General features: G+C 70.6%; 12 protein-coding genes. 10 read left to right on the top strand and 2 right to left on the bottom strand.

The features are described 5' to 3' along the window. Nucleotides 1-328: 328 nt before the first annotated feature. The 3 genes from ACFP1Z_RS06230 to ACFP1Z_RS06220 all read left to right on the top strand — a co-directional run bounded on the left by ACFP1Z_RS06230 (nucleotide 329) and on the right by ACFP1Z_RS06220 (nucleotide 3514). Nucleotides 329-997, top strand: coding sequence for a PadR family transcriptional regulator (locus ACFP1Z_RS06230; protein ID WP_390314873.1), 669 nt, complete (start codon nucleotides 329-331; stop codon nucleotides 995-997). 49 nt (nucleotides 998-1046) lie between these two features. Beyond that, nucleotides 1047-2129, top strand: coding sequence for an inositol-3-phosphate synthase (locus ACFP1Z_RS06225; RefSeq protein ID WP_390314872.1), 1083 nt, complete (start codon nucleotides 1047-1049; stop codon nucleotides 2127-2129). Nucleotides 2130-2218: 89 nt separating this feature from the next. Then, nucleotides 2219-3514 carry an MFS transporter gene (locus ACFP1Z_RS06220; protein ID WP_390314871.1) on the top strand — a complete coding sequence of 432 codons (1296 nt, stop codon included), beginning with the start codon at nucleotides 2219-2221 and terminating at the stop codon, nucleotides 3512-3514. A gap of 27 nt (nucleotides 3515-3541) precedes the next feature. On the opposite strand, the gene ACFP1Z_RS06215 is transcribed toward ACFP1Z_RS06220, so the two are convergent. Then, nucleotides 3542-5011 carry a CCA tRNA nucleotidyltransferase gene (locus ACFP1Z_RS06215; protein WP_390314870.1) on the bottom strand — a complete coding sequence of 490 codons (1470 nt, stop codon included), beginning with the start codon at nucleotides 5009-5011 and terminating at the stop codon, nucleotides 3542-3544. Between the two features lie 207 nt (nucleotides 5012-5218). On the opposite strand from ACFP1Z_RS06215, the gene ACFP1Z_RS06210 reads away from it, so the two are divergent. The 7 genes from ACFP1Z_RS06210 (at nucleotide 5219) to trxA (ending at nucleotide 14742) form a co-directional block, all read left to right on the top strand. Continuing rightward, entirely contained in the window at nucleotides 5219-7546 is a 2328-nt protein-coding gene (locus ACFP1Z_RS06210) for a DUF6049 family protein (protein ID WP_390314869.1), read from the top strand. 45 nt (nucleotides 7547-7591) lie between these two features. Beyond that, nucleotides 7592-9826, top strand: coding sequence for a murein biosynthesis integral membrane protein MurJ (murJ, locus tag ACFP1Z_RS06205; RefSeq protein WP_390314868.1), 2235 nt, complete (start codon nucleotides 7592-7594; stop codon nucleotides 9824-9826). Nucleotides 9827-9935: 109 nt separating this feature from the next. After that, nucleotides 9936-11648: a protein kinase family protein gene (locus ACFP1Z_RS06200; RefSeq protein WP_390314867.1), complete on the top strand. Its 1713-nt coding sequence runs from the start codon at nucleotides 9936-9938 to the stop codon at nucleotides 11646-11648. A 37-nt stretch (nucleotides 11649-11685) separates the two neighbouring features. Beyond that, nucleotides 11686-12375 (top strand): RNA polymerase sigma factor SigM, encoded by a 690-nt coding sequence (gene sigM, locus ACFP1Z_RS06195; protein ID WP_390314866.1) that lies wholly within the window; start codon nucleotides 11686-11688, stop codon nucleotides 12373-12375. Continuing rightward, nucleotides 12372-13292, top strand: a complete 921-nt coding sequence (locus ACFP1Z_RS06190) for an anti-sigma factor (protein ID WP_390314865.1) — start codon at nucleotides 12372-12374, stop codon at nucleotides 13290-13292. The genes sigM and ACFP1Z_RS06190 overlap by 4 nt, the downstream gene beginning before the upstream one ends. A 114-nt stretch (nucleotides 13293-13406) precedes the next feature. Continuing rightward, entirely contained in the window at nucleotides 13407-14375 is a 969-nt protein-coding gene (trxB, locus tag ACFP1Z_RS06185) for a thioredoxin-disulfide reductase (RefSeq protein ID WP_390314864.1), read from the top strand. Between the two features lie 46 nt (nucleotides 14376-14421). Continuing rightward, nucleotides 14422-14742 (top strand): thioredoxin, encoded by a 321-nt coding sequence (gene trxA, locus ACFP1Z_RS06180; RefSeq protein WP_390314863.1) that lies wholly within the window; start codon nucleotides 14422-14424, stop codon nucleotides 14740-14742. Nucleotides 14743-14859: 117 nt separating this feature from the next. On the opposite strand, the gene ACFP1Z_RS06175 is transcribed toward trxA, so the two are convergent. Further along, on the bottom strand, nucleotides 14860-15477 hold the full coding sequence (locus ACFP1Z_RS06175) for a GNAT family N-acetyltransferase (RefSeq protein ID WP_390314862.1): 618 nt from the start codon (nucleotides 15475-15477) through the stop codon (nucleotides 14860-14862). Nucleotides 15478-15485 lie beyond the last annotated feature (8 nt).

Here is a 15485-nt window from a genome sequence, read left to right as displayed (position 1 = left end):
ATCGCCTGGAAGCGGCAGGTGGCTTGCGGTCCCCCCGATGCGCTGTTCCGGTCGCCTCGGGCTTCCGGGCGCACTGCATCCGGGACGAGGACGCCTGGTGTCGGCACTCGGTTCCCGGTGGTCCGCATGGCGCACAGACTACGCACGGCCAAATCGCGCCCACTGCGGATCTTCACTCCAATTCAGGCAAGTTCTGTCCCACGAATCGGTGATGTGACCTCGTTCACCGTGCCCCCTCTTGTCGCTCAGGGATGCTCGTTCTATCGTCTGGATGTATCGAGTCGATACATCAGCCCGGTACAGGCATCGGGGAGCAGGGAGGCGGGAGATGAGCAGACGCTCCGGCATCCTTGAGTTCGCCGTTCTCGGGCTGCTCCGCGAATCCCCGATGCACGGCTACGAGTTGCGCAAACGCCTCAACACCTCGCTCGGGGTGTTCCGCGCGTTCAGCTACGGCAGCCTCTATCCGTGCCTGAAGTCCCTGGTAGCGCAGGGCTGGTTGACCGAGGAGCCGGGCAGTGCCCCGGAGGACGTCCGCGCGGCGTCCCGCGCCGGCCGGCGGGCGAAGATCGTCTACCGGCTGACCGCCGAAGGCAAGGAGCACTTCGAGGAGTTGCTCAGCCACACCGGTCCGGAGTCGTGGGAGGACGAGCACTTCGCCGCCCGCTTCGCGTTCTTCGGGCAGACCTCTCGCGATGTCCGGATGCGGGTGCTGGAAGGGCGCCGCAGCCGGCTGGAGGAGCGCCTGGAGAGGATGCGCGCCTCCCTGGCCCGTTCGCGCGAGCGGCTGGACGACTACACCCTCGAACTCCAGCGGCACAGCATGGAGTCGGTGGAGCGCGAGGTCCGCTGGTTGAACGAGCTGATCGAGAGCGAGCGGACCGGGCGGAGCCGTCGCGACGGTTCCGCCCCGCAGCACACATCAGGAGATACGGGCGGCAGACCCCGGGAACGGGGTGGTTCCCGGACGGATCCGTCCGACGACACCGCCAAGTGAGCTCTGCAGTCGCAGAGTTCGTCGAAGCACTAACAGGGAGCAACCGCCAATGGGTTCGGTTCGCGTAGCCATCGTCGGCGTGGGCAACTGCGCCGCCTCGCTGGTACAGGGCGTCGAGTACTACAAGGACGCCGACCCGAACAGCCGTGTGCCGGGTCTGATGCACGTGCAGTTCGGCGACTACCACGTGCGCGATGTGGAGTTCGTGGCCGCCTTCGACGTCGACGCGAAGAAGGTCGGGCTCGACCTCGCGGACGCCATCGGCGCCAGCGAGAACAACACCATCAAGATCTGCGACGTGCCGCCGAGCGGTGTCACCGTCCAGCGCGGCCACACGCTCGACGGCCTCGGCAAGTACTACCGCCAGACCATCGAGGAGTCCGCCGAGGCCCCGGTCGACGTCGTCCAGGTCCTCAAGGACCAGCAGGTCGACGTCCTGGTCTGCTACCTGCCGGTGGGCTCCGAGGAGGCCGCCAAGTACTACGCGCAGTGCGCCATCGACGCCAAGGTCGCCTTCGTCAACGCCCTGCCGGTGTTCATCGCGGGCACCAAGGAGTGGGCGGACAAGTTCACAGAGGCGGGGGTGCCGATCGTCGGTGACGACATCAAGTCCCAGGTCGGGGCCACCATCACGCACCGCGTGATGGCCAAGCTGTTCGAGGACCGCGGCGTCATCCTGGACCGCACGATGCAGCTGAACGTCGGCGGCAACATGGACTTCAAGAACATGCTGGAGCGTGAGCGCCTGGAGTCCAAGAAGATCTCCAAGACGCAGGCCGTCACCTCCCAGATCCCCGACCGCGAGCTCGGCGAGAAGAACGTCCACATCGGCCCGTCCGACTACGTGGCCTGGCTGGACGACCGCAAGTGGGCGTACGTGCGCCTGGAGGGCCGCGCCTTCGGTGACGTCCCGCTGAACCTCGAATACAAGCTGGAGGTCTGGGACTCCCCGAACTCCGCCGGCGTCATCATCGACGCGCTGCGTGCCGCGAAGATCGCCAAGGACCGCGGGATCGGCGGCCCGATCCTCTCCGCCTCCTCCTACTTCATGAAGTCCCCGCCCGTGCAGTACTTCGACGACGAGGCACGGGAGAACGTCGAGAAGTTCATCAAGGGCGAGGCCGAGCGCTGAGCGCTGCTCGGCACGCCCTCACGCGCCTGTCGACGCGGGCTCCCGGGTGATGAACCCGGGAGCCCGCGCGGTGTGTGAGGCTGGGCGGCATGCCTGTTGTGCGCGATCTGCGCGTCCTGCTCCACCTGCGCGATTTCCGCCGTCTGCTGGCCGTGCGGCTGCTGTCCCAGTCGGCCGACGGCGTCTACCAGGTCGCGCTCGCCGCGTACGTCGTCTTCTCTCCCGAGAAACAGGCCTCTCCCGCCGCCATCGCCTCGGCCATGGCGGTGCTGCTGCTGCCGTACTCGCTGCTGGGCCCGTTCGCCGGTGTGCTGCTGGACCGTTGGCGCCGTCGGCAGGTGCTGCTGCACGGCAATCTGCTGCGGGCCGGGCTGGCCACGGGAACCGCGCTGCTCGTCGTCGCCCGTGTCCCCGACTGGCTGTTCTATGTGTCGGCGCTGTCGGTCACGGCCGTCAACCGCTTTGTCCTCGCCGGGCTTTCGGCCGCCCTGCCCCGCGTGATCGACTCCCGGGAGCGCCTGGTGACGGCCAACTCCCTGTCACCCACGGCCGGTACGCTCGCCGCCACCGCCGGCGGCGGACTCGCCTTCGCCGTACGCCTCGTGACCCCGGCGGGCCCCGTCGCCGACGCGGTGGTCGTCCTCCTCGGCGCGGTCCTCTATCTCTGTGCCGGCCTCTCGGCCCTGCGCATGCCCGTGGATCTCCTGGGGCCGGACGCCTCCGCGCCCCGGGCGGGGCTCCGCGCGGCCCTGGCCGCCACGGTGCGCGGCCTCGGCGACGGGCTGCGCCATCTGGCCCGGCGCCGCCTCGCCGCCCGTGCGCTCGCCGCGATGACCCTGATGCGTTTCTGCTACGGCGCGCTGACGATCACCGTGCTGATGCTCTGCCGCTACGCGTGGAGCGACACAGAGGCCGAGGGACTGGCCCTGCTGGGCCTCGCCGTCAGTGTCTCGGGGGCGGGCTTCCTCGCCGCGGCGGTCGTCACTCCCTGGGCGGCCACCCGGCTCGGGCGGCCGGGCTGGATGCTGGTCTGCGCCGGTACGGCGGCCGTCCTGGCACCGGCCCTCGGCCTGCCCTTCGAACCCGTCCCCACGCTGATCGCCGCCTTCGTGCTGGGTCTCACCACCCAGGGGGCGAAGATCGCGACGGACACGGTGGTCCAGGCGACGGTCGACGACGGCTACCGCGGCCGGGTCTTCTCGCTCTACGACGTCCTGTTCAATGCCGCCTTCGTCGGAGCGGCGGGGGTGGCGGCTCTGATGCTGCCGCCGGACGGCCGGTCGGCCGTTCTCGTCGTCGGGGTCGCCCTGCTCTACGCGCTGACCGCCCTCGGCCTGGCCGGTCCGTACCTCCGGCAGAAGCGGCAGGGGTGCCGTTCCACGTGAAACAGCACCCCTGCCGGTCCGTAGGACTCAGCCCTGCGGCTGCTGCGCCGCCCACCACTCCTTGAGCGCGGCCGCCGCGGCGTCGTACCCCATCGGCCCGTGCTCCAGCCGCAGCTCCAGCAGGTGCTTGTAGGCCCTGCCGACCTGCGGCCCCGGGCCCACTCCGAGGATCTCCATGATCTGGTTGCCGTCGAGGTCCGGCCGGATCGCGTCCAGTTGCTCCTGCTCCTGCAGTCGCGCGATGCGCTCCTCCAGGCCGTCGTAGGCGCGGGAGAGGGCATTCGCCTTGCGCTTGTTGCGCGTGGTGCAGTCCGAGCGCGTCAGCTTGTGCAGACGGTCCAGCAGCGGGCCCGCGTCGCGCACGTACCGTCGTACGGCCGAGTCGGTCCACTCACCCGTGCCGTAGCCGTGGAAGCGCAGGTGCAGCTCGACCAGCTTCGAGACGTCCTTGACCATGTCGTTGGAGTACTTGAGCCTGGTCATCCGGGATTTGGTCATCTTCGCGCCGACGACCTCGTGGTGGTGGAAGGAGACCCGGCCGTCCTTCTCGAAGCGCCGCGTCCGGGGCTTGCCGATGTCGTGCAGGAGCGCGGCAAGGCGCAGTACCAGGTCCGGGTCCCCGGGACCCTCCAGGTCGATGGCCTGCTCCAGGACGATGAGCGTGTGCTCGTAGACGTCCTTGTGCCGGTGGTGCTCGTCGCGCTCCAGGCGCAGCGCCGGCAGTTCCGGCAGGACGAGCCCCGCGAGGCCGGTGTCGACGAGCAGCGTCAGGCCCTTACGGGGGTGGGAGGAGAGGATGAGCTTGTTGAGCTCGTCCCGGACCCGCTCGGCCGAGACGATCTCGATGCGGTCGGCCATCTCCGTCATCGCGGTGACGACCTCGGGCGCGACCTCGAAGTCCAGCTGTGCGGCGAAACGCGCGGCCCGCATCATGCGCAGCGGGTCGTCGGAGAAGGACTCCTCCGGGGTGCCGGGGGTGCGCAGGGTGCGCGCGGCCAGGTCCTCCAGACCGTTGTGCGGGTCGATGAACTCCTTCTCCGGGAGGGCGACGGCCATGGCGTTGACCGTGAAGTCCCGGCGGACCAGGTCCTCCTCGATGGAGTCGCCGTAGGAGACCTCGGGCTTGCGCGAGGTCCGGTCGTAGGCTTCCGACCGGTATGTGGTGATCTCAATGTCGAAGTCGGACTTGCGGCATCCGACGGTCCCGAAGGCGATGCCGACCTCCCAGACGGCGTCCGCCCACGGCCGCACGATCCGCAGGACGTCCTCGGGCCGGGCGTCGGTCGTGAAGTCGAGATCGTTGCCGAGCCGGCCGAGCAGTGCGTCCCGTACCGACCCGCCGACCAGGGCCAGCGTGAAGCCGGCGTCCTTGAAGCGGCGGGCGAGGTCGTCGGCCACGGGGGAGACGCGCAGGAGCTCGCTCACAGCGCGGCGCTGCGCCTGGCTGAGCTCGTTCGTGGGCTGCTGGGATCGGCTGTCAGTATTGGCGTTCGGCACAACAGAACAGGGTACGTGGCCCCGCGTCCGCGGACCTCCTCGCCGAAGGGCGCAGCGCCGCGGACACGGCCGCCGGAACGGGGGGAGCACGGGGAAGCGCGGACGATCTTGCACCATGATCCGCAGCACTTCGCCACAGCGGGCCTCGTTACCATTCGTGGACGCACATCCGACGACCACTGACGACGACGAGGGACGGGCGAGCGCGTGGCCGAGGCGGCTAGGTTCCCGGGGACGACGTCCGCTCCTGCCCGCCGCCGGCTCCGGCACACCGTGCTGCTGCTGGTCCTGGCGGTCCTGCTCGTCGGCATGGGGCAGCTGCCCGGGGCGGACACCGCCCGCGCGGAGACCGAGGCCACGGCCGCGGCCTCCTCCGCCCGCGCGGCCAAGGTCTCGATCAACACGCTGACCCCCACGGTCCCGACCCAGAACGACACCCTCACCGTCTCGGGAACGGTCACCAACTCCGGACGCTCGACGATCACCGGCGGCCACGTGGGACTGCGGGTCGGCCCGCAGCTCAGCGGCCGCAGCGACATCGACGACATCGGCAGCCGCTCCGGTCACACGGACAGCGACGGCTCCGAGATCGGCAACCACACGCAGAAGATCGACACGCTGCCCCCGGGCGTCAGCCGGGAGTTCAGCATCTCCCTGCCGGTGAAGGACCTGAACCTGGGCCGGGACGGCGTCTACCAGCTGGGGGTCTCCCTGTCCGGGCAGACCACCGACCAGCCGTACGAGCAGGTCCTGGGCATCTCCCGCACCGTCCTGCCCTGGCAGCCCTCCCCCACCGAGGGCAAGAAGACCCAGCTCACCTTCCTGTGGCCGCTGATCTCCGCGACCCGCCTCAGCGCCCGTATGGAGTCCGACCAGCAGCAGACACCGATCTTCCCCAACGACGACCTCGCCGCCGAGCTGGCCCCGGGCGGACGGCTGCAGCAGCTCGTCGCACTGGGCAAGAACCTGCCGATCACCTGGGTGATCGACCCGGACCTGCTGGCCACGGTCGAGGCCATGACCAAGCCGTACAAGGTCGAGGGCACGGACGGGAAGACCTCCTCGGGCCGGGGGCAGGCCGTCGCCAAGCAGTGGCTCGGCCAGCTGCAGACCGCCATGGCCGGTGACCAGGTGGTGGCCCTGCCGTTCGGCGACCCCGACCTCGCCTCGCTCGCCCACAGCGGCAAGGACGTCTCCGGCACCCTGAGCCATCTGCAGTCCGCCACCGAGCTCGCCGCCACCACCGTGGAGACGATCCTCGGTGTGAAGCCGCGCACCGACTTCGCCTGGCCCGCCGAGGGCGCCGTGGACTCCTCGATCGTCGACGTCGCCACCTCGGCGGGAGCCCACAACGTCATCGCCCGCAGCGACAGCCTCCAGGACGGCCGGACCCCGTACGCCCCCACGGCCGCCCGCCAGATCGGAGGCGGGAACACGGCGGTCGTCGCGGACGCCCGGCTGTCCACCGCCTTCCAGGGCGATCTGATCCGCGCCGACGACGCCTCGCTGGCCGTCCAGCGCTTCCTCGCCCAGAGCCTGCTGGTGAACCAGCAGGCGCCCGGCGAGGAACGCAGCATCGTCGTCGCGCCGCAGCGCATGCCCAGCACCAGCCAGGCACAGGCGATGGCAGCGGCGCTCGACAGCCTGAGGGACGGCCGCTGGACCCAGCCGCTGGACCTGGGGGACGCCGCCAGGGCCAAGCCCGACCCGGCAGCCGCCCAGCAGGTGCCCGGCCCCGGCGCGTACCCCGAGGCGCTGCGCGCCCAGGAACTGACCACGCGCGACTTCCGGGAGATCCAGAAGACCCAGGCGACCCTGGACCACTTCAAGGTGATCCTCACCGCCCCGGACCGGGTGGTCACCCCCTTCGGCAGCGCGATCATGCGTGAGATGTCCACGTCGTGGCGCGGCGACCCCGAGGGCGCCGCGCGGTTCCGCACCGCGGTGCAGTCGTACCTCGACGAGCTCACCCGCCACGTGGGGCTGATCAAGAAGTCCGACACCACGCTGTCCGGCCGCAGCGCCACCATCCCGGTGACGGTGCACAACGGCCTGCTGCAGGGCATCGACGGCCTGCGGCTCGTCCTGGAGTCCAGCCGCCCCAACCGGCTGAAGGTCGACGACTGGCAGCCGGTCCGGATCGACGGCGGCCACAACCAGTCGGTGAAGTTCGAGGCCCACGCCTACGCCAACGGCCCCGTCCAGGTCACGGCCCGGCTCTACACTGCCGACAACCAGCCCTACGGCGAGCCGATGACCTTCACCGTGCATGTCACGTCCATCACTCCGATGGTGCTGCTCGTCATCGCCGTCGGCGTGCTCCTGCTGGTCCTCGCCGGGCTGCGGATCTACATCCAGCGCAAGCGATCGGCCGCGCGCGGCCCCGCGGACGGCGGACAGCCGGGCGCGGACGGGGGACACTCGGGGGATGGCGGTCCGGACGACGACAGGCCCGAGCAGCCGGGCTCCCCGGCTCCGGACACCGCGACGCACAACGCCGAGCCATCCGGCTCAGGTGAGAAAGTGGACCGTTGACGTGCAGTGGGGCCGGACGGCCGCGGACGATGAGGTGGGGTAGCGATGAACGCGCCGTACGACGGTGACCGCGGGCAGGGGCCCGGCGGTGATCAGCGGGGCTCCTTCCCGCCGCCTCCGCCTGCCCAGGAACCGGCCCGTCCGGGCCCGTACGACCGGGATCCCTACCTCCAGGACGCGTACACCGCCGAGCCCTACCCCGGGCACGACCCGGCCGTGACGGACCCGGTCCACGACGTGCTGCACGACCGCGGCGCCTACCCGCCGCCTCCCACGGGCCCGTACAACGCCTACCCGGCCCAGCAGCAGCCCGCGCCCCCGGGCGGCCCGGAGACCCGCCCCTGGGCCCCGGCACCCCAGCCCGGGCCCCCGGCAGGCGGCCCCTCCCACGGTGACGACGCCCCGACGCAGCTCATCGGTGTGGACGGCCTCGCGGGCCAGGCGGCCGGCGGGCACCCCGGACGGGACGCCTTCGCCCACCTCTACCGGGACCAGCAGCAGCCCTACGAGCCGCAGCGCGCCCCGGGCCACCAGGTCCCGGCACCGGGCCAGGCCGGTCTGTACCAGCCGCAGCGGACGGAACCCGCGGCCGAGCCCCCGCAGGCACCGGAGCCCGCGGCGGCAGCGGCACCCGCGAAGGGCGGCCGGGCCGCGAGCCTGCTCAAGTCCAGCGCACTGATGGCGGCGGGGACCACGGTCTCCCGCGTCCTCGGCTTCGCCCGGAACCTCGTCATGGCGGCCGCGATCGGCGTCGGCACACTCAGCGACGGCTACCAGGTCGCCAACACCCTGCCGACGATGATCTACATCCTCGTCGGCGGCGGGGCGCTCAACGCCGTGTTCATCCCGCAGCTCGTGCGCTCGATGAAGAACGACGAGGACGGCGGCGAGGCGTACGCCAACCGCCTGCTGACCCTGGTCGTGGTGCTGCTGGCGGGCGTCACCACCGTCTGTGTGCTGGGCGCGCCGTTCTTCATCAAGATGATGTCGACCCCCATCGCCGACGACCCGGCGCGGCTGGACGTCGCGGTGGCCTTCGCCCACTACTGCCTGCCCACCATGTTCTTCATGGGCGTGCACGTGGTCCTGGGACAGATCCTCAACGCCCGGGGCAGGTTCGGCGCGATGATGTGGACCCCGGTCCTGAACAACATCATCATCATCGCCACCTTCGGCGCCTTCATCTGGGCCTTCGGCCCGGCCTCCGCCAGCCACGTCAGCTCGGCCAGCATCACGCCCGAGGGCATCCGGCTGCTCGGCATCGGCACCCTGCTGGGACTGGTCGTCCAGGCGCTGGCGATGCTCCCCTACCTCCGCGACGCCGGTTTCCGGATCCGCCCCCGGTTCGACTGGCGCGGCCACGGCCTCGGCAAGGCCGCCGGGCTGGCCAAGTGGACCTTCTTCTTCGTCCTCGCCAACCAGCTGGGCATGGTCGTCGTCACCCAGCTCGCCACCCGCGCGGGCGGCCTGGCCGAGAAGGCGGGCCACGAGGGGACCGGTATCACCGCCTACAACTACGCCCTCCAGCTCTGGCAGATGCCGCAGGCCATCATCACGGTCTCGGTGATGACGGCCGTGCTGCCCCGGATCTCCCGCGCCGCCCACGACGGGGACGTCGCGGCGGTCCGGGACGACCTCTCGCACGGGCTGCGGACCTCCGCGGTGGCGATCGTGCCCTGTGCCTTCGCCTTCCTCGCGCTCGGCGTCCCCATGTCGACGCTGATGTTCTCCAGCTCCGGCACCGGCGGTGCCACGAACATCGGCTTCGTCCTGATGGCCTTCGGCCTCGGCCTGATCCCCTACTCCGCGCAGTACGTCATCCTCCGCGGCTTCTACGCGTACGAGGACACGCGGACGCCCTTCTACAACACGGTCATCGTGGCCGGCGTCAACGCGGCCGCCTCCGCCCTGAGCTTCCTCGTCCTGCCCGCCCGGTGGGCCGTCGCCGGCATGGCCGCCTCCTACGGACTCGCCTACGCCGTCGGTATCGGCGTCGCATGGCGTCGACTGCGTACCCGGCTGGGCGGAGACCTCGACGGCCCGCACGTCATCCGTACCTACGCCCGGCTGGCCGGGGCCTGCGTCCCGGCCGCCCTGATCGGTGGCGCCATCGCCTACGGGATCGGCCAGATCCTCGGCCGGGGAGTGTTCGGCTCGCTGGCTTCCCTGGCCGGAGGCGGTCTGATCCTGATCGCCGTCTTCTACATCGCCGCGAAGCGGATGCGCATCGAGGAGCTGACCGCCATGGTCGGCATGGTCCGCGGCCGACTCGGACGCTGACCGGAGCACAACCATCGCCCGTCGCCGTGTGTCGTGCATAGCGACGGACTGTGGGCACAATTGTCTTGGCTGTGGACAGGGTGCAACGGATGGGGAGGCAGGAACGACGGTGGCGGAACGGAGCACAGCTGCCGTCGACGTGGCAGACAGCAGCGGCGAAAGGCCGCTGACCGCCAAGGCGGACAAGGCCACGGCCGACGGGGCGGAGGTCACGAACCAGGCCGGTACGCACGAGCGCGACGAGCGCGCGGAGGGCGCCGGGCCCGCGCGCGACATCCGGATCTCCGACCTGCACAGCGGCCACAAGCTCGCCAGACGCTACCGCCTGGAGGAGTGCGTCACCCGTCTGGACGGATTCAGCAGCTGGCGAGCAGTCGACGAAAAGCTCCGCCGCGCCGTCGGCGTGCACCTGCTGCCGGCCGAGCATCCGCGGGCCCGTCCGGTGCTCGCCGCCGCCCGCTCGGCGGCCCTGCTCGGCGATCCGCGCTTCGTCCAGGTCCTCGACGCGGTCGAGGAGAACGACCTCGTCTACGTCGTGCACGAGTGGCTGCCCGACGCCGTGGAGCTCACCACCGTCCTCGCTTCCGGGCCGATGGAGCCGCACGACGCCTACCAGCTCGTGAGCCAGGTCTCCCAGGCCGTGGCGACGGCCCACCGCGAGGGCCTCGCCCATCTGCGCCTCAACCCCGGATCGGTCCTGCGCACCGAGAGCGGCCAGTACCGCATCCGCGGCCTGGCCGTCATGGCGGCGCTGCGCGGCATCACCGCCGAGAACCCGCAGCGCACCGACACCGAGGCCATCGGGGCCCTGCTGTACGCCGCCCTGACGCAGCGCTGGCCCTACGACAGCAACGCCTACGGGCTGCCCGGCCTGCCCAAGGGGGTCGGTCTCATCGCTCCCGACCAGGTGCGGGCCGGGGTCCACCGCGGCCTGTCCGAGCTCGCGATGCGCGCCCTGGCGGCGGGCGGATCCACCGCCGCCCGCCAGGACAAGGCCTGCACCACTCCGGAGGAGCTGGCCAAGGCGGTCGCGGCCATGCCTCGCGTCCGCCCGCCGGAGCCCGCGTTCACCCCGGCACCCGGTGACTACCCCAACCGGCACGCCGGGTACGGACAGCAGCCGCCCCACCACGGCCGCGCCACCGCGCGGCCCGAGCCCGTGCCACCGCCGCCCCCGCTGCAGGGACGCACCGGCCGGGTGCTGAAGTGGAGCGTGTCCACACTGCTCATCGCCGCGCTCGGGCTGGGCAGTTGGCAGCTCGCCGACACCCTGCTCAAGGGCCGGGACGACGACGGCGGCACCACGGCCGCGCAGTCGAACCGCGAGGAGACCTCCGAGAAGCCCGACGCACAGCCGATCCCGGTCCAGGACGCGAAGGGATTCGCTCCGGACAACAACCCGGACTACCCCGAGAAGGCGAACCTCAGCCACGACGGGAACGAGAGCACCGCCTGGCGCACCCGCTCGTACAAGGACGGGCCGAAGATGCAACTCAAAGAGGGCGCGGGCATCCTCTACGACCTCGGTCCGGGGCACAAGCTCAGCAGCGCGACGGCACACCTGCTGTACGCCGGCGGCCACACCACCATGACGCTCTACGCGACCGACTCGCCCTCGACCCGGGCACCGCTGAGCTCGCTGAAGAAGCTGCAGACACAACAGACTTCGGCATCCACGATCACCTTCTCCCTGGACACCCCGGTGGCGACCCGGTATGTCCTGCTGTGGCTCACCGAACTTCCCAAGTCCGAATACGACGAGGCCAATTACGCCGATCCCGGATACAAACAGGGCATCAGGGAAGTGCAGTTCACCGGCTGACCACCGAGAGAAGGATGCCAGGGGGAGGGGCCCGACGGTGGACGACGTCACACACGAGGACGCGAGCGACGCCGAGCTCCTCGCCCGGCATGTCGGCGGCGACCCCGACGCCTTCACCGAGCTCGTACGCCGCCACCGCGACCGTCTCTGGGCCGTGGCCCTGCGCACTCTCGGGGACCGGGAGGAAGCCGCGGACGCCGTCCAGGACGCACTGGTCTCCGCCTATCGGGCCGCTCACACCTTCCGTGGGCAGTCCGCGGTCACCACGTGGCTGCATCGCATCACCGTCAATGCCTGTCTGGACCGGGCCCGTAAGGCGGCGTCCCGGCGCACGGCACCGCTGGCCGAGACCGAGCGGCTGGAACAGCTCCTCGAACCCCATGAGTCGGCGGCGGCGCCGGCCGAGCGCGATGCCGTGACCCGTGAGCTGCTCAGAGCGCTCTCCGCTCTCCCGGCGGATCAGCGCGCCGCTCTCGTTCTCGTCGATATGCAGGGGTATCCCGTGGCCGAAGCCGCACAGGTGCTGGGCATCCCCGTCGGCACGGTGAAGAGCCGCTGTGCCCGGGGCCGGGCCCGGCTGCTGCCGATGCTCACCCATCTGCGCTCCGGTGACGGGGGTAGCCCCGCTCCGGACGGGGGAAGGAACCGGTCGCCGGGGACTGCCGTCCCACCACCGGCGGCACCGAACGACGCGGATCCAGTGAAGGGCGGAGGTGGGCGAGCGTGACCTCGACGACCGGCACTGACGAGCACCCGGAGGTCGCGGAGATCTCCGCGCTCACCGAAGGCGTGCTCTCCCCGACGCGCACCGCGGACCTGCGTGACCACCTGGCGGAATGTGAGCTGTGCGCGGAGGTCCGGAGTTCACTGGACGAGATCCGCGGGCTCCTCGGCACGCTCCCAGGGCCTGCCCGGATGCCGGAGGACATCGCAGGTCGTATCGAGGCGGCACTCGCCGCCGAGGCCCTCCTGGACTCGACCCGGCCGTCTCCGGGCGGCTCTGTTTCACGTGAAACGGCTCCGGGCCCCGTCGGGCCGGTTTCACGTGAAACCCCGTCGGTTCCACGGGAAACCGACGGGCGCCCCGCAGGCCGCCCCCGGGCCGCGACCGGACCGGGACGACGCCCGGCGGCGCCCGGCACAGCACGCGCCGGTCGCGGCCGGCGCTGGCCGAGGGTGCTGCTGGGTGGCGCTTGCGCCGCCGCCGTGCTCGGTGTGGGGAGCTTCTTCCTTCAGTCGGGCCTCGGACACAACAGCGACGAGGAGACACCCGACACACGGGCAGGCCAGTCGGCCCCGCCTTCGGTCACCAAGAAGGAGCTGGCCGCGCGCGTACAGCACCTGCTGAGCACGTCCTTCAAGAACGCCGAATCGCGGGGCGGGAGCGCCGACAATTCCCCGGAGACCATGCGGGCCCCCGGCACAACGGCCCCGAGCTGTGTCCAGGAAGGTATCGGCCGCACCGAGACCGCCCTGGCCGCACGGCAGGAGTCGTTCGCCGGTGAGGACACCTACCTCGTGGTCCTGCCGCATCCCGGCAATGCCGGGCTCATCGATGCCTACGTGGTGGCGGCGTCGTGTGCCACTGCCTCCCCGTCGTCCCCGGGGAAGGTTCTCCAGGCCGAGACACTGCCACGCCTGTGAAGGGCACCGGCTCACGCTGTCACCTCTCGGGAATGCTCGCCCCGTAGGATCCGTTGGGTGGGGTGAGACCCAGCAAGGACCCCAGACAGCAGTCGGCAGACAAGGAAGACTCCCGTGAGCGACGTCCGCAACGTGATCATCATCGGCTCCGGGCCCGCGGGCTACACGGCCGCGCTCTACACCGCCCGCGCCTCCCTGAAGCCGCTGGTCTTCGAGGGCTCCGTGACGGCGGGTGGGGCCCTGATGAACACCACCGAGGTCGAGAACTTCCCCGGCTTCCGCGACGGCATCATGGGCCCGGACCTGATGGACAACATGCGGGCCCAGTCCGAGCGCTTCGGCGCCGAGCTGGTCCCGGACGACGTCACCGCGGTCGACCTCAGCGACGAGATCAAGACCGTCACCGACTCGGCGGGCACCGTCCACCGCGCCAAGGCCGTGATCGTCGCCACCGGCTCCCAGCACCGCAAGCTGGGGCTGCCGCGCGAGGACGAGCTGTCCGGCCGTGGTGTCTCCTGGTGCGCCACCTGCGACGGCTTCTTCTTCAAGGACCAGGACATCGCCGTCGTCGGTGGCGGCGACACCGCGATGGAGGAGGCCACCTTCCTCTCGCGATTCGCCAAGTCCGTCACTGTCGTCCACCGCCGTGACGCGCTGCGCGCCAGCAAGGCCATGCAGGAGCGCGCGTTCGCGGACCCGAAGATCTCCTTCGTCTGGGACAGCGAGGTCGCCGAGATCCACGGCGACGCGAAGCTGTCCGGGCTGACCCTGCGCAACGTCAAGACCGGCGAGACGTCCGAGCTGCCGGTGACCGGCCTGTTCATCGCCATCGGTCACGACCCGCGGACCGAGCTGTTCAAGGGTCAGCTCGACCTCGACGACGAGGGCTACCTCAAGGTCGACGCCCCGTCGACGCGTACCAACCTCGCGGGTGTGTTCGCCGCGGGCGATGTGGTGGACCACACCTACCGCCAGGCGATCACGGCCGCCGGTACCGGCTGCTCCGCCGCCCTGGACGCCGAGCGCTTCCTCGCTTCCCTCGCGGACGGCGAAGGCGCCCGGGAACCCGAGAAGACCGCCTGACCTCCCCTCCCCCCTTCCCCCGCACACAGCAGACAAGGAGACCTTCGTGGCTCTCAAGCAGGTGACCGACGCCTCCTTCGAGAAGGACGTCATCAAGAGCGGCAAGCCGGTCCTGGTGGACTTCTGGGCCGAGTGGTGCGGCCCGTGCCGCCAGATCGCCCCTTCCCTGGAGGCGATCGCGGCCGAGCACGGCGACAAGATCGAGATCGTCAAGCTCAACATCGACCAGAACCCGGCCACCGCCGCCAAGTACGGCGTCATGTCCATCCCGACGCTGAACGTCTACAAGGACGGCGAGGTCGTCAAGACGATCGTCGGCGCCAAGCCCAAGGCCGCCATCGAGCGCGACCTGGCCGACTTCATCTAAGAGGTCGCTCCTTCGCACAGCGTTGTTTCAGCACCGCGTTGTTTCACGTGAAACGGGCCCGCCCCACACAGGGGCCGGGCCCGTTTCACGTCCTCAGCGGTCCTGGTAGCCGGCGCTCTACAGCGGCCGCAGAGCGGGTTCCTTCTGCACAGCGCCCAGCAACCGGTCCAGTGCCATCTCGACGTCTTCCTTCCACGAGAGCGCTGTTCTGAGCTCCAGCCTCAACCGTGGATAGCGCGGATGCGGACGCACGGTCTTGAAGCCCACGGCCAGCAGATGCTCCGCGGGCAGCACACAGGCCGGTTCCTTCCACCGAGCGTCGCCGAACGCCTCAATGGCCTTGAAGCCCCTGCGGAGCACATCCTTCGCGACAGTCTGCACCATCGTCCGCCCGAGCCCCTGCCCTTGATGGCTCGGTGCCAGCCAGGCCGTCATCAACTGCACGGCGTCTCCGGCAACAGGGCTGGTGGAGAAGGTGGCCGAGCGCGGCACATAGGCCGGCGGTGCGTACAGCACAAAGCCGACCGGTACTTCGTCGACATACACGATGCGCCCGCAGGAGCCCCATTCCAGCAGCACTGCCGAGATCCAGGCTTCCTTCTCCAGCTCCGGGCGGCCGGCCTTCAGCGCGGCCTCACCGCTGACGGGGTCCAGCTCCCAGAAGACGCAGGACCGGCAGCGTGTGGGAAGGTCGGGAAAGTTGTCCAGCGTGAGCGGTACGAGCCGACGCCCCATGGAGCCAA

Source organism: Streptomyces gamaensis, from assembly GCF_042656465.1.
In the GTDB taxonomy this organism is placed as follows: domain Bacteria; phylum Actinomycetota; class Actinomycetes; order Streptomycetales; family Streptomycetaceae; genus Streptomyces; species Streptomyces gamaensis.
Note: the sequence above shows the minus strand (reverse complement) of the source record. Positions and strands in the feature narration are given on the sequence as shown.